This window comes from Pseudomonas sp. HB05 (assembly GCF_016756915.1).
Classification (GTDB): Bacteria; Pseudomonadota; Gammaproteobacteria; order Pseudomonadales; family Pseudomonadaceae; genus Aquipseudomonas; species Aquipseudomonas alvandae.
Genome location: NZ_JAESPG010000024.1, coordinates 42,053 through 61,042, shown reverse-complemented (window position 1 = coordinate 61,042; position 18,990 = coordinate 42,053). Strand labels below are relative to the sequence as shown.

Sequence of the window (18,990 nt, the reverse complement as noted above, 5' to 3'; positions counted from 1 at the left end):
TCCATCAGCGGCTACTGGGTGTTTTTCCTGAACCCGCGCAAGTTCATCGCGCACAGGCAGAACTGCAGGACGATCAATGCGTAGGCGTTTGTGTGCAGGCCCCAGATCACCCAGAGGATGTTGCTGACGATAAAACAACTGAACCCCGCCACTCGTCGACGGGGCTGGCGCGAGCCGATCAGCCAGGCGGCCAGCACCGTGACGGCCATCGCTGGCCATTGAACCCATCCCAGATAATCCACGCTTTTTTCCTCTTGCCTTTGATGCTCTACAGACCTTGGCGATGGCGTGAAATGCGTTTTTTTTAGCGCTTTCAGAACGGACCCAGTTTGAGCGGGTATTGAATGACGATGTACACCCTGTCGATGTCATCGCCGGCCTGGGCGCTGTTGGCGCGGTGGGTGACGTGGGAGAGCTGCAGCGACAGGTCCTTGGCCGGGCCTGACGGCACGATGTAGCGCAGATCGAGGTCGCGTTCCCAATGGCGACCGCCGTCGCCCTGTTGCGGACTGAAGGTTGCGGAGTCGCTGTCGAACGGATTGTAGGCGCCGCCTTGGGGGGCATGGCTGCCATCGATACCGCTTCCCCTCACGTAGCGGGCCATGAAATTCAGGCCGGGGATGCCCAGGGCGCCCAGGTCGAGGTCGTAGCGCGCTTGCCAGGAGCGCTCGCCCGGGCCGTTGAAATCGGCATACTTGATCGAGTTGGCGAGGTAGATGGAGTCGCCGCCGACGAAATCGAAAGGCGTGTCGCCGTGGACTTTCTGATAGGCCAGGGTGAACGCCTGGGCGTCGAGCCGGTATTTGCCGGAGAGGCTGAAAGCGGTGTTGTCGATGCTGCCTGCACTGGCCTGACCATGGTCGCGGGTGTAATACAGGTTGCCGTCCAGGAACAGGTCGCCAACCGTCGAATGCAGGTTGCCGTAGTACTGGCGCCAGGTGTCGCTCAGTTCCGAGGCATAGAGCGCGCCGCCCACCGTGCTGCCGCTGAACAGATCGGCGCCGATGAAATCGATGCTGGCGTGGCGGGTGGTCGCCCCGTAGCCGGAAAAATCGCCCCTGGCGGTGGACGCGTCCTGATTCTTGAACGCACTGAAATGGCCGGCCTGCAAATCGACCTCATCGAATTCCCGACTGGTGAGCAGCGCGCCGCTGGCGTATTCCGGTTGCAGGCGTTTGTCCGCTGTATCGAATACCGGTGTCGCCACGGTCATTTCACCGAGTGCCAGGGTGGTGCGCGATACCTTGAGTTTCAGCGCGCCGCCCGCACTGGAATATTCATCCTCGCTGCGACCGTCGTCGTCCAGCGGCAACAACCCGGTGCCGGCATGGCCCTTGCCACCGTCCAGCTTCAAACCCAGGAAACCATGGACGTCGACGCCTACGCCGACGGTGCCCGGCGTGAAGCCCGACTCGAATGTGGCGATGAATCCCTGGGCCCATTCCTGCTTGTAGTTCTTGCCCGACGGGCTCGGGGAGCGGTAGTCGTTATTGAGGTAGAAGTTACGGCTGAGGATCTCTAGCGATGCCCCGTCCAGGAATCCCGGCGCGGTTTGTGCGGCCATCGCCGGGGCATGCCCGGCGAGCAAGGCGAGGAGCAGGAGCGGCTTCGAAGCGGTTGTCGTTTGCCTGGCTGCGCAGGTGTTTTTTGAGGCGGGCGGCATGCGTGCTTTCCGTGTGAAAGAATTGAAGAGTCGGACTAGGCGGGCTGCGCGCGTAGCACCCGCGACCGCCAGGCAAACGGACTGATGCCTTCGCTGTCGGTGAAGATGTGGCAGAAATGCGCCTGGTCGCAAAAGCCGCATTCCTGACTGATTTGCGTCAGGGTCAGGTCGCTGGTCTGCATCAGGTGCTTGGCCCGGATGATGCGCTGGGCACGGATCCAGGCTTGTGGGGACTGCCCGGTGCTGCACTTGAACGCCCTGGAAAAATGGCTGCGGGACAGGGCGCAGGCCTCGGCCAGCCGGGCGATTTCCAAGGTGTCGCTCAGGCCGTCCAGGATCATCGCCTTGACCCGCTTTTCTCGCCAGGGCGAGAGACCGCCCTTGGTGGTCCGGCGTGCGGGACTGATGGGGGCGCTGACGGCGACGAGCGATGCATGGGCCATGAGATGAATTCCGTGTCCACGGGAAGCGCGCCGGCGTACCGCGCGGTCGAGGCATGCGCCTCCCGCTTTGAAGAGTCTGAACAGAGCGCTCCATTCTTGGTGAGGTCACGTGGACGTGCGAGTTAAACGTTGTTAATTGCGTTTCACCTCAGCGTCGCCGGGCCGCAAGTCAGCACATGGCTGCAATTTCCCTGGGGCAGGCGCGTGCATGATCGGCACCGTCTGGCTGCCGGAAGGGTGGCCGTTTGCTGACTTGCTCAAGGTGAAATGATGAAACGATCTCTGGTGCGCGGTCCGGTGTAAGCCACGACTCTATGCTCCGAGACTATTACGCGGGGCAGGCCTGGCATTGGCACTGGCGTCCGACGTCGCCATGGCCCAGGCGCCGCTCCAAGGCACCCAGGTGCCCGGCTACTACCGGTTGGCGGTGGGCGATTACGAAGTGACGGCGCTGTTCGACGGCTATAACGATCTGTCGCCCAAGCTGCTCCAGGGGATGACCCAGGATCAGGTCCGCGCGTTGCTGGCCCGCCGCTCGATTGAAACGCCCGGCGTACAGACCGCGTTTAACGCGTTCCTGGTCAATACCGGCAAGCAATTGATCCTGGTGGACACCGGCGCCGGCCAATGCATCGGCGCCACCGCCGGGATGCTCTCGGCCAACATGCGTGCCGCTGGCTATCGCCCGGAGCAGGTCGACGCCATCCTGCTGACCCATTTGCACCTGGACCACGTCTGTGGCCTGGTGGATGACAAGCAACAACCGATATTCGCCAACGCCACGGTCTACACGGCTAAGGCCGAAGCCGACTACTGGCTCGATCCACAAGCGCTGGCCAAGGCGCCCGCCGGTGCCCGCGAGTTCTTCAAGATCGCCCAGGATTCCACCGCGCCCTACGTCGCGGCCGGTCGCTTCAAGACGTTCGCCAATGGTCAGGCACCGGTGCCTGGCGTCGATGTCCAGCTCGAGGCCGGGCATACCCCGGGCAGTACCACTTATCGCTTCACGTCCAATGGCCAGAGCATCCTGTTCATGGGGGACCTGGTGCATAACCTGGCGGTGCAGTTCGAGCACCCCGAGGTATCGATTCGTTTCGACGTCGACAATCAGCAGGCGATCAAGAGCCGCGCCAAGGTGTTCAAGGACGCGGCGACCAGCAAGACCTGGGTCGCGGCGGCGCATCTGCCGTTTCCGGGCGTGGGCCACATCACCGCGGTCGACAAGCATTTCCAATGGGTGCCCGTCGAATACGGGCCTTACCAGCGGGCGGCAAAGGTGCCGATGATCGAATAAGCATTTGATTTGCGACAGCGGTCACACGATCAACGGGCCTGACAGCACTCCAGAAAGCGGGGCCCGTGCCGACTCAGAGGGTATTGCCTATAGTTTCTGCTTCACAGGGACGCCCGCTGCCGCGACGGAACATGATCATGACCCCACCTTCATCCTCTCCAACCTTCCGGTCCCTTGGTTGCGCTGAATGCCGCGACCATGAGGCGCTGGGGTTCGATTTCACCATGGCATTCCAGCCCATCTTCAATGTCCGCACGCGGTCCGCGTTTGCCTATGAGGCGCTGGTCCGGGGCGTGAACGGCGAATCGGCAGCCCATATCCTCGGGCTTGTGAACGACAGCAACCGTTACCGATTCGACCAGGCGTGCCGTGTGAAAGCGATCGAAGAGGCCGCGCGGCTGGGGATCCTGGACATTCCCGATTGCCTGCTCAGCATCAATTTCCTGCCCAACGCCGTGTATCGGGCCGAGACCTGCATACGGGCGACGTTGGAGGCGGCGCGTCAAAGCAATTTCCCGTCGAACCGGCTCATGTTCGAAGTCACGGAAGGCGAACGGGTCGATGATCCCGACCATCTCAAATCGATTTTCCAGGAGTACGAACGCCAGGGTTTTACCACCGCCATCGACGATTTCGGTTCCGGCTACTCCGGGCTGAACCTGCTGGCACTGTTCCAACCCCAAGTGCTGAAGATAGACATGGCGTTGACCCGAGGCATCGACCAGGACCGTGTCAAACAGGCCATCGTCGATGGGATCCTCCTGGTCGCCAATCGGTTGGGGATTACCGTCATCGCCGAGGGCGTCGAGACGCCGGAAGAAAGCGCCGCGCTGCTGGCGCTGGGCATCGAGCTGATGCAGGGGTTTCTGTATGCGCGGCCAGAGATCGGTCGACTGGCGGTGGGGCGGTTCGAATAAGCGTGCGTTCGTCCCCGTAGGAGCTGCCGAGCGAAGCGAGGCTGCGATCTTTGGATCAAAAGATCGTCCGAACGCGGCCCGAGGCTTCGCCAGCTCCTACAGGGTATGTTTCAAGGTCGGGATTGTGCTGACGGTGCTGGCGACAACGGCGGCGTCCGCGGCGGAGTCATCCGTTTCGATCCCAGCGACTCGAAGGCCGAAGCCAGTTGCAACAGTTTCGAGTCGTCATAGGCCCGGCCGGCGAACGTCAAGCCGACGGGCATGCCGATGTCCGCCATGACGCCCATCGGCACGGTGACGGTGGGCACGCCCAGGTGGCGGATGGCGAGGTTGCCATTGGCGACCCAGACCCCGTTGCTCCAGGCGATGTCGGCGGACGCTGGGTTGACGTCCGCATCCGCTGGCCCGACATCCGCTACGGTGGGGAAGATCACCGCATCCAGGCCCAGCCGTGCCATCCAATCCTCCAGATCGATCCGGCGGGTTTCTTCGAGGCCGCGCAAGCCCTCGGGCAGGGTGGGGATCTGGTCCCACGGCGTGATGCCGCGCTGGGCCATCTTCACGTACTCGTCCATGCCGGCGGCCAGGTCGTCCTCGCGGTTGGGCAGGGTACCGGGGTCGTGGGGGAAAATCAGCGGGCCGTCGACGTCCGCCAGGCGATTGAGTTTCGGATCGCCGTTGGCCCGCAGGAAGTCATCGAACGCCCAGGCTGACAGGTCCCACAACTCGTGGTGCAGGAACTCCTTGGTCACCAAGCCACGGGTGAACACGGTCGGCGCGCCGGGACGGTCGCCCTCGCAGTTGGACACCAGCGGGAAATCCACCTCGATCACTTCGGCGCCTCGGGCCTCCAGGGCTTTGCGTGCGGCTTCCCACAGGGCAATCACCGAGGGGCGCGTGATGATGCGCTGCCCCGTCGGGCCACCGATGCCAGGTTTCTCAGCGGTGCCCGCCTCGGGATCGGCGTTGATGTACATGCGCGGAACGCCCAGGCGTACGCCCGCCAGCGTTTCCGGTTTGGCGGCAAGGCTTGGGTAGGAGGCGGGACGAACCGAATCGACGGGAGGAATCGGTACCCAGGGTTGCAGGCGCCACAGGTCGCCTCGGGTCTCAGGGTCGTTTGCCACCACCACGTCCAGCACTTCGAGCAGGTCGGCCATGGTCCTGGCGTAGGGCACGACCACGTCCATGGTCGGTGTCAGCGGCCAGTTGCCACGCACCGAGATCACCCCGCGCGACGGCGTATAGGCACACAAGCCATTGTTCGAGGCCGGGCCGCGTCCGCTGGACCAGGTTTCCTCAGCCAGGCCGAAGGCGGCGAAACTGGCGGCGGTCGCGGTGCCCGCACCGTTCGAAGAGCCCGAGGCGAACGGCGCCGTGAGGTAGGCGGCGTTGTAGGGGCTTTCGGCCCGGCCATACACGCCGCGCTGCATGCCGCCGTTCGCCATCGGTGGCATGTTGGTCTTGCCCAGGCAGATGGCCCCGGCGGCGCGCAGCCGCTCGATGGTGAAGGCGTCGCGATAGGCGATCAGGTCCTTGAAGGCCGGGCTGCCGGAGGCGGCGGTCAGGCCCTTCACCAGGTAACTGTCCTTGGCCGTGTAGGGAATGCCGTCGAGTGGACCCAAGGTCTGGCCCGCGGCGCGACGGGCATCGGAGGCCTTGGCTTCTTCCAGTGCTGCGGGGTTGCGGACCACCACGGCATTGAGCGCGGTGGGCGTTTCGGGGCCGTCGTAGGCATCGATCCTGGCCAGGTAGGCCTGGACCAACTCGACCGCCGTGGTCTGGCCGGATTCGAGCGCTGCCCGGAGCTGGGCGATGGAGACTTCGGTGATTTCAATCATGCTGTGACCGCTGCGGCTGGTGAATGACGTGAGGCGAGGCTCGGTTCGAACGGAGTTCTGTTGGCTTCACGTCTTTCGAAATGGGTTCTGACATCGGGTTGAGACTGTACTACGAGCGTGACTTGAGGGCACAGCCATTCACAAGATTAACGGTTATCCGTGGCGAGGGGATTTATCCCCGTTGGGCTGCACAGCAGCCCTTCAAGCAGTTTTTCTGAGGCATCAGGCTGTCACCATCAGGGCCGCTTCGCAGCCCAGCGGGGATAAATCCCCTCGCCACGAGGTTATGCGCCGGTAAAGATGCTCGACAAAAAGAGGGTCTTTCGCTCGTATGCGGAAAACCCTATATTCGCGCCACCCTCTATGAGCCCCTACCATGACTATCAAAATCGGCATCAACGGTTTCGGCCGCATCGGGCGCCTTGCCCTGCGTGCGGCCTGGGGCTGGCCTGAGTTCGAATTCGTGCAGATCAATGATCCGGCGGGCGACGCGGCGACCCACGCCCATCTGCTCAACTTCGATTCGGTGCACGGTCGCTGGCACCGTCAGGCCGACGCCGAGGGCGACAAGCTGGTCATCGACGGCCAGCGGATCAACGTCACCGCCAACAAGGCGATCACCGACACCGACTGGTCGGGTTGCGACGTGGTGATCGAGGCCAGCGGCAAGATGAAAACCGTCGCGGTGCTCCAGGCTTATCTGGACCAAGGCGTGAAGCGCGTGGTGGTCAGCGCCCCGGTGAAAGAGCCGGGCGCGTTGAACATCGTCATGGGCGTCAACCACCAACTGTTCAAGCCAGAACAGCATCGCATCGTTACTGCCGCTTCGTGCACCACCAATTGCCTGGCGCCCGTGGTGAAGGTGATCCACGAAAAACTCGGTATTCGCCACGGCTCGATCACCACCATTCATGACCTGACCAATACCCAGAGCATTCTTGACCAGCCGCACAAGGACCTGCGCCGCGCCCGGGCCTCGGGCATGAGCCTGATTCCCACCAGCACCGGCTCGGCCACCGCCATCGCCGAGATCTTCCCAGAGCTGCGCGGACGCCTCAACGGCCATGCGGTGCGGGTGCCGTTGGCCAATGCGTCGCTGACCGATTGCGTTTTCGAGGTCGAGCGCGCCACCACGGTCGAGGAAGTGAACCGCTTGCTCAAGGACGCCGCTGAAGGCGAGCTCAAGGGCATTCTCGGTTTCGAAGAGCGACCACTGGTGTCCATCGACTACCGCACCGATCCGCGTTCCTCGATCATCGATGCGCTGTCGACCCTGGTCATCAACGGCACCCAGGTCAAACTCTATGCCTGGTACGACAACGAATGGGGCTACGCCAACCGTACCGTCGAACTGGCCCGGATGGTCGGCCTGGCGGGCTGAGGAGGGGCGATGAAAGTCTTGTCGGCCCTTGCGCCAGAAGTGCGGCAGTACTTGCTCGTCACGGGCAATTACTGGGCGTTCACCTTGACCGACGGCGCCCTGCGCATGCTGGTCGTGCTGCACTTCCACGCGTTGGGCTACAGCCCTTTGCAGATTGCCGCGCTGTTCCTGTTCTACGAGTTCTTTGGCGTGATCACCAACCTGCTGGGCGGCTACCTGGGCGCACGACTGGGCCTGAACCGGACGATGAACATCGGTTTGGGCCTGCAGGTTGCAGCGCTGCTGATGCTGACGGTGCCTTCCGCGCTCCTGACCATCGCCTGGGTGATGAGCGCCCAGGCATTGTCCGGCATCGCCAAGGATCTGAACAAGATGAGCGCCAAGAGCTCGATCAAGCTGTTGGTGCCGGATGGGCAGCAGGGCACGCTTTATCGATGGATCGCGATCCTCACCGGCTCGAAGAACGCGCTCAAGGGCGTTGGTTTCTTCCTCGGCGGGGTGCTGCTCGCCGTGCTCGGTTTCCAAGGTGCGTTGCTGGCGATGGCGGCAGTGCTGGCGCTGATCTGGGCCGGTAGCCTGATCCTGCTGAAGAAAGACTTGGGCAGGGCGAAAGCCAAGCCGAAGTTTCGCGACATCCTTTCCAAAAGTCGGGCGATCAACGTGCTGTCAGCGGCGCGGATGTTCCTGTTCGGCGCCCGGGACGTGTGGTTCGTGGTGGCCTTGCCGGTTTACCTGAGCAGTGTCTTTGGCTGGGATTTCTGGACAGTCGGCGGTTTTCTCGCCACCTGGGTCATCGGCTACGGCATCGTGCAGTCCCTGGCGCCGAACCTCACTGGAAAGAAGCGCGGGCAAGTGCCGGATGGACGCGCCGCTTGCCTCTGGGCGCTTGCGCTGGCGGGTCTCCCGGCAATCATTGCGCTGGGGCTGTCTCATCAAGCGGTGCTGTTGGGCGGGCTCATGGTCTTTGGTGCGCTGTTCGCGGTGAATTCGTCGCTGCACAGCTATTTGATCGTGGCGTATGCCAAGGAAGACGGTGTGTCGCTGGACGTGGGTTTCTACTACATGTCCAACGCCCTCGGTCGGTTGGCCGGGACGGTGCTGTCCGGCTGGGTGTACCAGGCGCACGGATTGGGGGCGTGCCTGTGGCTGTCGAGTGCATTCGTGGTGGTGGCCGCCCTGGTTTCCCTCGCATTGCCTCGGCATGGGCAGCCCACGACGGTCAATCCTTGATGCCCTTCAGACTCCGTTAAGAAACGGGCTCGATACTCCTCCCCATCAGCCTTGGGGAGAACGTCGGCTCATGCCCGATTTCGATTGGAACATCCACTTGCCACTGGCCTTCGGCGACGCCGGCCAAGGGCTCCGCCATTTGCACAGGGGCCTGCCGGCACACCCTCGGCGCGGCGAATTCGAAACTTTTATCCAGCAGCGTTTCCGCCAGGTCCATGGCGCCGACATTCGGCACTTCATGCCGGAGCTGTTCGGGCTCGATGACCCCAGTGGAGCGCTCTGTGCCGTGGCGGGCGTACGCCGCGCCGCGCAAGGGGCGCTGTTCCTGGAGCGCTATCTGGACGAGCCCATCGAACCCTTGATCAGCGCCGCGGCCGACCGCCCGGTGGACCGTGCCGGCATCGTCGAGGTGGGCAACCTGGCCGCCAGCGACACCGGCAGCGCTCGGTTGAGCATCATCGCGATCACTTATCTGCTGGCCATGGGCGGCCTGGAGTGGGTCGCGTTCACCGGCAACATCGGCCTGGTCAATAGCTTCCATCGCCTCGGCCTCAAGCCCGTGACCTTATGTTCGGCCGATCCGCAGCGCCTCGGCGAGGAACGTCACCTCTGGGGCCGCTACTACGACAGCCAACCGTGGGTCCATGTCGGCAACATCCGCGCCGGCTTCATCCATCTGCGCAACACCGGCCTGTTCAATCGCCTGGGACTGCCAACCCATCTTGGGGAAACCTGCCATGTCGCCTGAAATGGAGCGCTTCAAGAACACGTTGCGCGGCCATGCGCAGCGGCGGGGGCATGCGATCGCGTTGTGGGGCGATGGTTCGCAGCTCGATTACGCGACGCTTTACGCTGAAGTGGTCTACCGCCAGCAACGTCTGCGCGAGGAAAACGCCCAGGTCGTCGCCCTCGCCCTGGACAATGGCATCGAAGCGATCCTCTGGGACCTTGCGGCGCTGTTCGAAGGGCTGACCTGCGTGATCCTGCCCGGGTTTTTCAGCCAGGCGCAGCGGCGTCACTGCCTGGAGCAGAGCCAGGCTGAACGGGTGCTCGCCGAGCCCGGGTTCGATGTCGAGTTGCGCGCTGCCGGCTACCGGCACAGCGGCGAATTCTGGCGCCGGACGTTCGACGGCCCAGGTCGCATGCCGGCGGGCACCGCCAAGTTGACGTTCACCTCCGGCACCACCGGTACGCCGAAAGGAGTGTGCCTGAGCGCCGAAAATTTGTTGCGCGTGGCCCGGGAACTGGAGCAGGCCAGCCAACCGGTCGAGGCCAGGCATCACTTGGCGTTGCTGCCCCTGGCCATCCTGCTGGAAAACCTCGGCTGTTACGCGGCGTTGTATGCCGGTGCAATGGTGAGCCTGCCGAGCCAGAAGACACTCGGCATCCAGGGTGCCAGCGGGGTCGAGCCGGCGCGGCTGTTGAGTTGCCTGGCGGAACGGCGTGCGCAGAGCCTGATCCTCGTCCCGCAATTGTTATTGCTGCTGGTCACGGCTGCCGAGCAGAAGATGTTCAACCCTCATGTGCTGCGGTTTGCCGCCGTGGGCGGTGCGCGGGTGTCCCACGATCTGCTGCAAAGGGCCCAGCGCCTCGGCTTGCCGGTCTATGAAGGTTATGGATTGTCGGAATGCGCCTCGGTGGTGTGCCTGAATCGACCACAGGCCCATCGCGCCGGCAGCGTCGGCCAGCCGTTGCCCCATGTGCAGGTGCGCCTGGCCGAGGACGGCGAAGTCCTGATCAAGGGTTCGACCCTGCTCGGTTACTTGGGTGAGCCGTCGCGCACCAGCCAGTGGTGGCCCAGCGGCGACCTGGGCGAATTCGACGAGGACGGGTTTCTTTACCTGCGCGGCCGCAAGAAGCATCAGTTCGTCACCAGTTTCGGGCGCAACGTCAATCCCGAATGGGTTGAAGCCGAACTCACCCAGGGCGGCGACATCGCCCAGGCCTTCGTTTATGGCGAAGCCATGCCCCACAACCATGCGCTGCTCTGGCCCAACCGTGCCGACTGCTCCGACCAGGCGCTTGCGCTGGCTGTGGCCAAGGCCAATGACACGCTGCCCGATTACGCCCGGGTCCATCGCTGGACGCGCCTGGACCAACCTTTCAGCGCCGCCAATGGCCTGCTCACCGCCAACGGCCGTCCGCGCCGCGAGGCCATTGTCGAGCAGTACCGAGCGCTGCTCACCGACCCCGTTCAGTCCGAGGAATCCTGATCATGAGTTTTTTCGACACCCTGCAAGAAGCCACCCGCCAGGAACGCCAGACACTGTTCAATCTGCCGATCATCCGTGACGCCCTGGCGGGCCAGGTCAGCCTGGGGAGCTACCGCAGCTTCCTGATCCAGGCTTATTACCATGTCCGTCACACCGTGCCATTGATGATGGCGTGCGGAGCGCGCCTGCCCACGCACCTGGAATGGCTGCGCAAGGCTGTCTGCGAGTACATCGAGGAAGAATACGGCCACGAGCAATGGGTGCTGGATGACATCGCCGCGTGCGGTGGCGACAAGGACGCGGTGCGCAACGGCCAGCCGTCGCTGCCCATCGAATTGATGGTCAGCTACCTCTATGACCTGATCGCCCGAGGCAACCCGGTTGGCCTGTTCGGCATGGTCAACGTGCTCGAAGGCACCAGCATTGCCCTGGCGACCCATGCCGCCGACAGCATCCGCCAGCGCCTGGAACTGCCCGCGACGGCGTTCAGCTACCTCAGCTCCCACGGTTCGCTGGACATCGAGCACATGCAGACCTACCGCGGCTTGATGAACAGGCTGGACGATCCGGCGGACCAGGCGGCGGTGATCCACGCTTCCAAAGTGGTGTACCGCTTGTACACCGACATGTTCCGGGGCCTGCCTCACCATGGGGAGTCTGAACATGCGCCTGTGTGATGCCCGTGTGGTGCTGACCGGGGCCAGTGGCGGGATCGGCCTGGCGATCGCCACTGCCCTGTGCGCCAGCGGTGCGCGGGTGTTGGCCGTGGCCAGGCACAACGAAGCCTTGCTGCCGCTGATCGAGCGCTATCCCCGGCACTTGTGCTGGATCGGCGCCGACCTGACCTTCCTGGCCGATCGACGCAAGGTGCTGGCCGCCGCCGAAGCCATCGGCGGCATCAACCTGTTGATCAACGCCGCTGGCGTGAATCACTTCGCCATGCTCGAACAACTCGACGACAGTGAGATCACTGCCATGCTGGCGGTGAACATCAGCGCGCCGATCTGCCTGACCAAGCTGCTGCTCCCGCTGCTCAAACAAGCGGCCAGCGCCATGGTCGTCAACGTCGGCTCGACCTACGGCTCCATCGGTTATCCCGGCTATGCCAGTTATTGCGCCAGCAAGTTTGCCTTGCGCGGGTTTTCCGAAGCCTTGCGCCGGGAGTTGGCCGATACCCGCGTCGGCGTGCTCTACGTGGCGCCACGGGCCACCCGCACCTCAATGAACAGCCCGGCGGCCGACGCGCTCAACCGTGCGCTCAAGGCCAACGTCGACGACCCGCAGACCGTCGCGTCAGCGGTGATCCACGCGATTATCGGCGACCGTCGCGAGCTCTATCTGGGCTGGCCCGAACGCTTCTTCGTCGGCCTCAACAGCCTGCTGCCCAACCTGGTGGACCGCGGCCTGCGCAAGCAACTGCCGCTGGTTCGCCGCCTCAGCCACAAACCCGAGAACGAGCACCTCAAGCCATGAAAAAAATCCTCGCTTGCCTGTTGATCGGCGCCTTGAGCCAAAGCGTCTGGGCGCTGGAAGCGGCTGACCAGCAACGCCTCAGTGACATCCAGCAGCGCTGGGCGCACATCCAATACGAGTTGCCCGAAGGTCAGCGCGCCGAAGCGTTCGAACAACTCGCCACCCAGGCGTCGGCATTCACACAGCAACGCCAATCCATGGCCGAGGCGTGGATCTGGTCTGGCATCGTCAACAGCAGTTGGGCCGGCGCCAAGGGTGGCATCGGTGCCCTTGGCAAGGTCAAGGACGCCAAGGGCGACCTGGAAAAAGCCTTGGCCCTCGATCCCAAGGCACTGCAAGGTTCGGCTTATACCAGCCTCGGCGCACTTTACGACCGAGTACCGGGCTGGCCCCTGGGCTTCGGTGATTCGGACAAGGCCGAGCAAATGCTCAAGCAGGCTTTGCAACTCAACCCCAACGGCATCGACAGCCTGTACTTCTGGGGCGATCACCTCTACCGTCAGAAGCGCTACAGCGAAGCCAAGGTGGCGCTTGAAAAAGCCTTGCAGGCCGCGCCGAGGCCAGGCCGGGAAACAGCCGATGCCGGGCGCCGCAAGGAAATCGACGCTTTACTGGTGGATGTGGACAAGCGGCTGAACTGACGGGGAGCGTGCGTTGCGTTTATTACTGATCGAAGACGACGTGGCGTTGGGCGAAGGCATCCGCCAGGCGCTGGTACGTGAGGGCTATACCGTCGATTGGGTGCAGGACGGCGGCAGCGCATTGCATTCACTGCTCAGCGAAGCCTTTGACCTGGCGGTACTTGATCTCGGCCTGCCGCGGATGGACGGGCTGCAAGTGCTGCGGCGCTTGCGCGACAGCGGCTCCAACCTGCCGGTGCTGATCCTCACGGCGCGCGACGCCACCGAAGACCGCATCGCCGGGCTGGATGCCGGCGCCGACGATTACCTGGTCAAGCCTTTCGACCTGGCGGAACTCAAGGCCCGGCTCAGGGCCTTGTTGCGCCGCAGTGCCGGACGCGCCCAGGCGTTGATCGAGCATGCCGGCATCAGCCTCAACCCGGTGACCCAGCAAGTCAGTTACCAAGGCAAACCGGTGGCGCTGACGCCCAAGGAATATCAACTGCTCCATGAGCTGCTCTCGCCGCCGGGCCGGGTCATGACCCGTGACCATCTGATGCAACTGCTCTACGGCTGGAGCGAGGAAGCCGAAAGCAACACCCTGGAAGTGCACATCCATCACCTGCGCAAGAAATTCTCCACCGACTTGATCCGCACCCTCCGGGGTGTCGGTTATCTGGTGGAGGAGCGCCGATGAGCTCGATCCGGCGGCGTACCCTCACGCTGATTCTCGGCCTGTTGTTCCTTGGGCTATTGATCATCACTGTCTTCAACCTGCATGACAGCAATCATGAAATCGCCGAGGTCTACGATGCCCAGTTGGCGCAGAACGCCCGGCTGCTGCAAGGCGTCATGCGCATGCCGATGGCGAGCCAGGAACACGCGCAGTTGTACCAGGCGTTCAATTCAGCCCTGGGACAGGCGGCGCCCAGGGTCGATGGGCATCCCTACGAAAGCAAGATCGCTTTCCAGGTCTGGAATGCCCAGGGTTCGGTGCTGGTCCATACCTCCAGCGCACCGTCGTTCACCTCACCTCCGGGTGCCCCCGGTTTCAGCGAGGTCGTGGACCAGAAGAACCGCCGGTGGCGGGCATTCGTCCTCGACGACGCGCAATACGGCTTGAAGATCTGGGTCGGTGAACGCGACGACGTGCGTGCCGACCTGGTCGATCGGATCGTACGTCACACGGTTGTGCCCAACCTGATCGGCAGCGTGATTCTGGCCGCGGTGATCTGGCTGGCGATCGGCTGGGGCCTCAAGCCGTTGGTGGACATGGCGGCCAAGCTGCGCGCCCGGCATCCGGGCTCCCTGGAACCTTTGCAGTTGATGCCACTGCCGACGGAGCTTGAACCCATGCAAGCGGCACTCAATCGGGTGTTGGCGCAGATCCAGGAGGTCATGGGTCGTGAGCGGCGTTTCATCGCCGATGCTGCCCATGAGATGCGCACGCCCTTGGCCGTGCTTCGCGTGCATGCGCAGAACCTGATGGAGGCGGGGAGCGAGCAAAGCCGTCGCGAGTCCTTGGAACATCTGGTCGCCGGTGTCGATCGCACCACGCGCCTGGTCAACCAACTGCTCACCATGGCGCGGCTTGAACCGCAGGCGACTGCCGATGCGGCGGTTCCCATCGATCTGCCGGCCGCGGTGCGTGAGAGCCTGGTGCAGATGACGCCGTGGTTATTGAGCAAGGGGCTCGAGCCGGTGCTGGACGTCAGCGATAACGTCGGTCCTGTTCGTATCGATCCGGTGGCCATCGATATCGCCTTGAACAACCTGGTGACCAACGCCGCGAATTTTTCGCCCGCGAACGGCACGATTACCGTGCGATTGGTCAAGAAGGGCGACCACTACGAGCTGTCCGTTGAAGATCAAGGGCCGGGCATCGACGAGGCCGAACGTGAACGGCTCTTCGAACGGTTCTACAGCCGTGGCAATGACCAGGGCGCGGGGTTGGGCCTGACCATCGTGCGCACGATCGCCGATCGCCTGGGCGGTCAGGTCCGTTTGGAAAATCGCCCTGAAGGCGGGTTGTCCGCGACGCTGGAGATAGGTCGCTGTTGAGCGCGAGGCAGCCTATCTGCGATTCAGGTCCGTTGGCCCTGGCGATTTTCCAGCGCGTTGAACACCAGCATCCCGGCCAGCATCGCCCCCATGAACACCAGGATTTGCCAATGCCCGGTCAGCAGAATGGCGACAGCAGGGCCAGGACAGATACCGGCGATGCCCCAGCCGATGCCGAACACCAGGCTCCCGCCAATCAGCCGCCGGTCCAATTCACGCTTGGCCGGTAGTTGCATCGGGTTGCCCAGCACGGAATGAGTGCGTTGGCGCGCCCATGCCAGCGGGGCAATGGCGGTGCCAATCGCGCCGATCATCACCAGCGCCAGGGATGGATCCCAGGTGCCGGCAAGGTCCAGGAAACCCAACACTTTTTTCGGGTTGGCCATGCCCGCCAGGAGCAGGCCGAGGCCGAAGAGCAGGCCGGCGATGAATGCCGTCAGTTTGCGCATGTTCAAAATCCCATCAGGTGACGCAGGACAAACACAGTCGCAAAACCGCTGAGCATGAAACACGCCGTGGCAACCAACGAGCGCGGTGAAAGGCGTGACAGGCCGCAGACGCCGTGGCCGCTGGTACAGCCCGAACCGTAACGGGTACCGACACCCACCAACAGGCCCGCGACAGCGAGGCCGAACCCTCCACTCTGGAATTCGATCGGCGGCAACGTCGCAAACATCCCCCACAACAGCGGCGCGACGAGCAAGCCCAGCAGAAACAGGGCCTTTTCCCCAAGCCCCTCGCCGCCACGCTGCAGAAGGCTGCCGAGCAGGCCGCTGATGCCGGCGATCCGGCCGTTGGCGACCACGAACAGGCTGGCAGCCAGGCCGATCAACATACCGCCGGCCAGGGATGACCATGGCGTGAAGTTGAGCCAATCAAGATCCATCACCGTCCTCCGGCAACCACTAATCGTTTGCAAGCTGCCTGATGGCCGGCCCGTAAAGCAAGCGGCAAATGCTCAGCGAGGGGAAAAGCACGGCGGTCAGGGGCGAGGGCGGCGCATCGGGACGCGTTCATGGCTCATTGTCCTTGCTGGGGCAGGAAATGGTGGCTATCGGGCCTGCGGCTTATCGGCGGCGTTCCCAGGCGGTCGGAACCGTTGCTCCGCCGACCTTCGTGGCGCTCTCAATCAGTCTGCTGCGGCGCAATCAACCACAGGCTGCACGGCATCTTGTACAGCAGGCTTTCCACGGTGCTGCCGATCAGTTTGTCCAGGCCGCTATGGCGCACGCGTCCCATGACGATGACGTCGATGTCATGGGCTCCGGCGTAGCTGGCGAGCACCCTTGCCGGATCGCCCATGATCATGCGTCGTTGTTCCGGGGCGATGCCGTTGCGTTCAGCCAAGGCGTCGAATGCCTCGCCCTGGGACTCGTAGAGCTGTCGGGCCAGCGTGGATGAGAAGAAGGTCGAGCCGCTGCCAAAGCCGTATTCGGAGGCAGTGATGGAGGAAAGATCGTAGGCGTAGATGACTTCCAGTTCCGCATCGCAGCTCGCCGCCAGTTTGTTGGCTTCACCCAGGATCCGGTCATTGAGGCCTTGGTAGCGGCCGTCGCGATGGAACGGGTCGATGGCCGCGAGGATCTTGCGCGGGCGCGCGTGGGCCACTTTGTTGACGAAGTGCAATGGCACGTTGCACTCGCGCAACAAGTGCACGTCCAGCGGCGTGAACATCAGGCGCGAGAACCAGGATTCGGGATCCACCGTCTTGATCAGCGCCTCCATCGGCGTTTCCTTTAGGTGCACCAGGATTTCCTGCAGGGGACGCTCGACCCACGTCACTTCAGTCGTGACCTGAATGCCGAGCTTGCGCAAGGGCCTGGCTTTCTCTTCCAGCCAGTCGCGATGGCGCTCGATGTAGCCCAGGCGCATCTGTTCCAGCGCCTGCTCATTCACCAGCCCGGCCGTGGCCAGGCCTTCCAGATAATCAAAAGCAACGATGTGCAACGCGGCGCCTTCGGCCTGGGCAAGGGCGGCGGCCCGGTCAAACGCGGGGTTGTGTTCCATCAGTGGCGAAACCACCAGCATCAAGCGAGATTGCATGGACATGACATACCTCCTGGGCAAGGACCTGCCGGCGCGGTACGACGTCCGCGCGGGCATTGACTTGGTATCGATCATGGGCGCGCTGAGCCTTGGTAACTTGACTTGCGTCAAACACTCTTGAAAGCGCCGGATCGACCTCGATGTCGAATGCGCCACAGCGAAACATTGATCATGGTCAATCCGCCCGGTTCAATCGGGCGCAGGCTGATGCTTGTTCCTCAAATCCAAGCTCACCCGTGATGAGAGGTTGGTCATGATTATTCGGCTCGAAGAGCAGCAGCCAGGAACGCGCTGCCTGGTGCATTTGGATGACTGGTGCGTGGGCTTCAAGAACGTTGATGACGCGCTGTTGTTTACCAGGACGTTGCAGGCTCGAATCGACGCCCCCCATGTCTGGCCACAAGGCATGGTCACGCGCATGAATGGCGCACATATAGTGCAAGCGGCGCCCCTGCGAACGCCTGCTCACGTGTCGCCGTAGCACCACGGCCATGACCGAAGCCCTGGGCTTTGTCAACGCCGGCGCGGCGCTGGGAATCGGCCTGTTGGTGGGCCTTGAGCGGGAGCGGCGCAAGGGGGAAGGGGACAGGCGCGATTCTGCCGGCCTGCGCACGTTTGCGATTACCTCGCTATTGGGGTACGCCACGATCCGGGCCGGTGGCCCTTTATTATTGGGGTTCGTCGCGCTGGCGTTGGGCGCACTGGTCACCCTGGCGTATTGGAAAAACCTCGACAAGGATCCTGGCATCACCAGCGAGGTGGCGTTGTTTGCGGTGTTGGTGTTGGGCGCCCTGTGCGTCAGCGCTCCGGCCTTGGCCACCGCGATAGGCGTAGTGATGTCGGGGCTGCTGGCCAGCCGCCAAGTGCTGCATCACTTTGCTCGCAGCCAATTGACCGCTGTTGAGTTGCGCGATGGCCTGATGCTGTTGATCGCCGCTTTGGTCATATTGCCGCTTGCCCCGGATCGTTACCTGGGGCCTTACAACGCCATCAACCTTCGCACCCTGTGCTCCCTGACGGTCATGTTGATGGCGGTGGGCGGCCTGGGGCACGTTGCGGTTCGCACCCTTGGCACTCGCTATGGCTACGCTCTAGGCGCCATTGCGTCGGGGTTTGCCTCCGCGACGATGACCGTCGCGGCCATGGGGCACCTCGCCGCGAAGGAACCGGCCAATGTGAAAATGCTGAGCGCGGCCGCCCTGTTGGCCAACGTGGCGACCCTTGCGCAAATCGCGTTAATCGTTGGAGCGGTGGAACCTGGCTTGCTGCGTTGGATAGGTTGGCCGCTGCTGTGCGGGTTGCTGACGGTGTCGGTCTATGCCGGCGCGCTGTTGTTTGCTCGACCCAGGGTGCGGGTCGAGGAGGCGATCCAGCACGGCGGGGCCTTCAGCCTGAAACTGGCGTTGACGGTGGTCGTGGCGATGACCTCACTCACCGTTCTGTCGTCGGCAATGCTCGACGAATTCGGGCGGGTTGGCATGATCGTGACTGCCACTTTCAGTGGGTTGGCCGACGCCCATGCGTCTGCGGCTTCCATGGCTTCCCTGGCCAAGTCCGGGCTATTGCCCTTCGATGACGCCGCCATGCCGCTCTTGATGGCAATGAGCAGCAACTCCGTGAGCAAATGCCTGGTTGCCTGGCTCAGCGGTGGAAGGCGGTTTGCCGGGTATGTGATTCCTGGCCAGGTATTGATGACGCTGGCGATCTGGGCGGGGCTACTACTGCCGAACCTGCCACGCTGAATGATGACCGAATGGCCGCTGGCGTTGATCATCGAGGATGCGTAGCCGGAGCCGGCGATGAAACGG

The 18,990-nt window shown here is 63.3% G+C and carries 20 protein-coding genes; 13 read left to right on the top strand and 7 right to left on the bottom strand.

Annotated features, from left to right (window positions below; all coding sequences use genetic code 11):
- Nucleotides 1–11: 11 nt before the first annotated feature.
- From JMN22_RS20550 to JMN22_RS20540, 3 genes are all read right to left on the bottom strand, one after another.
- Entirely contained in the window at nucleotides 12–242 is a 231-nt protein-coding gene (locus tag JMN22_RS20550) for a hypothetical protein (protein ID WP_030138726.1), read from the bottom strand.
- Between the two features lie 71 nt (nucleotides 243–313).
- The gene (locus JMN22_RS20545; RefSeq protein ID WP_198797308.1) at nucleotides 314–1,663 is read right to left on the bottom strand and encodes an OprD family porin; all 1,350 of its coding nucleotides are present in this window, start codon (nucleotides 1,661–1,663) and stop codon (nucleotides 314–316) included.
- 35 nt (nucleotides 1,664–1,698) lie between these two features.
- Entirely contained in the window at nucleotides 1,699–2,106 is a 408-nt protein-coding gene (locus tag JMN22_RS20540; protein ID WP_198797309.1) for a helix-turn-helix domain-containing protein, read from the bottom strand.
- 373 nt (nucleotides 2,107–2,479) lie between these two features.
- On the opposite strand from JMN22_RS20540, the gene JMN22_RS20535 reads away from it, so the two are divergent.
- Nucleotides 2,480–3,400: an MBL fold metallo-hydrolase gene (locus JMN22_RS20535; RefSeq protein WP_236010361.1), complete on the top strand. Its 921-nt coding sequence runs from the start codon at nucleotides 2,480–2,482 to the stop codon at nucleotides 3,398–3,400.
- Between the two features lie 137 nt (nucleotides 3,401–3,537).
- Nucleotides 3,538–4,317, top strand: coding sequence for an EAL domain-containing protein (locus JMN22_RS20530; protein WP_198797310.1), 780 nt, complete (start codon nucleotides 3,538–3,540; stop codon nucleotides 4,315–4,317).
- Nucleotides 4,318–4,427: 110 nt separating this feature from the next.
- Here the strand turns inward: JMN22_RS20530 and JMN22_RS20525 are convergent, their stop codons facing one another.
- The gene (locus JMN22_RS20525) at nucleotides 4,428–6,158 is read right to left on the bottom strand and encodes an amidase (protein ID WP_198797311.1); all 1,731 of its coding nucleotides are present in this window, start codon (nucleotides 6,156–6,158) and stop codon (nucleotides 4,428–4,430) included.
- Between the two features lie 376 nt (nucleotides 6,159–6,534).
- On the opposite strand from JMN22_RS20525, the gene JMN22_RS20520 reads away from it, so the two are divergent.
- The 9 genes from JMN22_RS20520 (at nucleotide 6,535) to JMN22_RS20480 (ending at nucleotide 15,136) form a co-directional block, all read left to right on the top strand.
- Nucleotides 6,535–7,539, top strand: coding sequence for an ArsJ-associated glyceraldehyde-3-phosphate dehydrogenase (locus tag JMN22_RS20520; protein ID WP_198797312.1), 1,005 nt, complete (start codon nucleotides 6,535–6,537; stop codon nucleotides 7,537–7,539).
- A 9-nt stretch (nucleotides 7,540–7,548) separates the two neighbouring features.
- Nucleotides 7,549–8,769, top strand: a complete 1,221-nt coding sequence (arsJ, locus tag JMN22_RS20515) for an organoarsenical effux MFS transporter ArsJ (protein ID WP_198797313.1) — start codon at nucleotides 7,549–7,551, stop codon at nucleotides 8,767–8,769.
- Nucleotides 8,770–8,839: 70 nt separating this feature from the next.
- Complete coding sequence (locus JMN22_RS20510; protein WP_198797314.1) at nucleotides 8,840–9,517, top strand: thermostable hemolysin; 678 nt, start codon at nucleotides 8,840–8,842, stop codon at nucleotides 9,515–9,517.
- Entirely contained in the window at nucleotides 9,507–10,982 is a 1,476-nt protein-coding gene (locus tag JMN22_RS20505) for an AMP-binding protein (RefSeq protein ID WP_198797315.1), read from the top strand. The genes JMN22_RS20510 and JMN22_RS20505 overlap by 11 nt, the downstream gene beginning before the upstream one ends.
- Before the next feature lie 2 nt (nucleotides 10,983–10,984).
- A complete protein-coding gene (locus JMN22_RS20500) occupies nucleotides 10,985–11,659 on the top strand; it encodes a TenA family transcriptional regulator (protein ID WP_198797316.1) in 675 nt (224 codons plus the stop codon).
- Nucleotides 11,646–12,455 carry an SDR family oxidoreductase gene (locus JMN22_RS20495; protein ID WP_198797317.1) on the top strand — a complete coding sequence of 270 codons (810 nt, stop codon included), beginning with the start codon at nucleotides 11,646–11,648 and terminating at the stop codon, nucleotides 12,453–12,455. Before JMN22_RS20500 ends, JMN22_RS20495 begins: the two co-directional genes overlap by 14 nt.
- Nucleotides 12,452–13,096: a tetratricopeptide repeat protein gene (locus JMN22_RS20490; RefSeq protein ID WP_198797318.1), complete on the top strand. Its 645-nt coding sequence runs from the start codon at nucleotides 12,452–12,454 to the stop codon at nucleotides 13,094–13,096. The genes JMN22_RS20495 and JMN22_RS20490 overlap by 4 nt, the downstream gene beginning before the upstream one ends.
- A gap of 13 nt (nucleotides 13,097–13,109) precedes the next feature.
- Nucleotides 13,110–13,772 carry a response regulator gene (locus JMN22_RS20485; RefSeq protein ID WP_030138739.1) on the top strand — a complete coding sequence of 221 codons (663 nt, stop codon included), beginning with the start codon at nucleotides 13,110–13,112 and terminating at the stop codon, nucleotides 13,770–13,772.
- Nucleotides 13,769–15,136 carry a sensor histidine kinase gene (locus JMN22_RS20480; RefSeq protein ID WP_030138740.1) on the top strand — a complete coding sequence of 456 codons (1,368 nt, stop codon included), beginning with the start codon at nucleotides 13,769–13,771 and terminating at the stop codon, nucleotides 15,134–15,136. The genes JMN22_RS20485 and JMN22_RS20480 overlap by 4 nt, the downstream gene beginning before the upstream one ends.
- Nucleotides 15,137–15,159: 23 nt before the next feature.
- On the opposite strand, the gene JMN22_RS20475 is transcribed toward JMN22_RS20480, so the two are convergent.
- The 3 genes from JMN22_RS20475 to JMN22_RS20465 form a co-directional block, all read right to left on the bottom strand.
- Complete coding sequence (locus JMN22_RS20475; protein WP_198797319.1) at nucleotides 15,160–15,585, bottom strand: DUF6691 family protein; 426 nt, start codon at nucleotides 15,583–15,585, stop codon at nucleotides 15,160–15,162.
- A gap of 2 nt (nucleotides 15,586–15,587) precedes the next feature.
- Nucleotides 15,588–16,022: a YeeE/YedE family protein gene (locus JMN22_RS20470; RefSeq protein ID WP_198797320.1), complete on the bottom strand. Its 435-nt coding sequence runs from the start codon at nucleotides 16,020–16,022 to the stop codon at nucleotides 15,588–15,590.
- A gap of 239 nt (nucleotides 16,023–16,261) precedes the next feature.
- The gene (locus JMN22_RS20465; RefSeq protein WP_198797321.1) at nucleotides 16,262–17,185 is read right to left on the bottom strand and encodes a universal stress protein; all 924 of its coding nucleotides are present in this window, start codon (nucleotides 17,183–17,185) and stop codon (nucleotides 16,262–16,264) included.
- Here JMN22_RS20465 and JMN22_RS26680 point away from each other — a divergent pair.
- Both JMN22_RS26680 and JMN22_RS20460 read left to right on the top strand, forming a co-directional pair.
- Nucleotides 17,178–17,303: a hypothetical protein gene (locus JMN22_RS26680; protein WP_272929150.1), complete on the top strand. Its 126-nt coding sequence runs from the start codon at nucleotides 17,178–17,180 to the stop codon at nucleotides 17,301–17,303. The genes JMN22_RS20465 and JMN22_RS26680 overlap by 8 nt on opposite strands.
- Before the next feature lie 370 nt (nucleotides 17,304–17,673).
- The gene (locus JMN22_RS20460) at nucleotides 17,674–18,924 is read left to right on the top strand and encodes an MgtC/SapB family protein (RefSeq protein WP_198797322.1); all 1,251 of its coding nucleotides are present in this window, start codon (nucleotides 17,674–17,676) and stop codon (nucleotides 18,922–18,924) included.
- Nucleotides 18,925–18,990 lie beyond the last annotated feature (66 nt).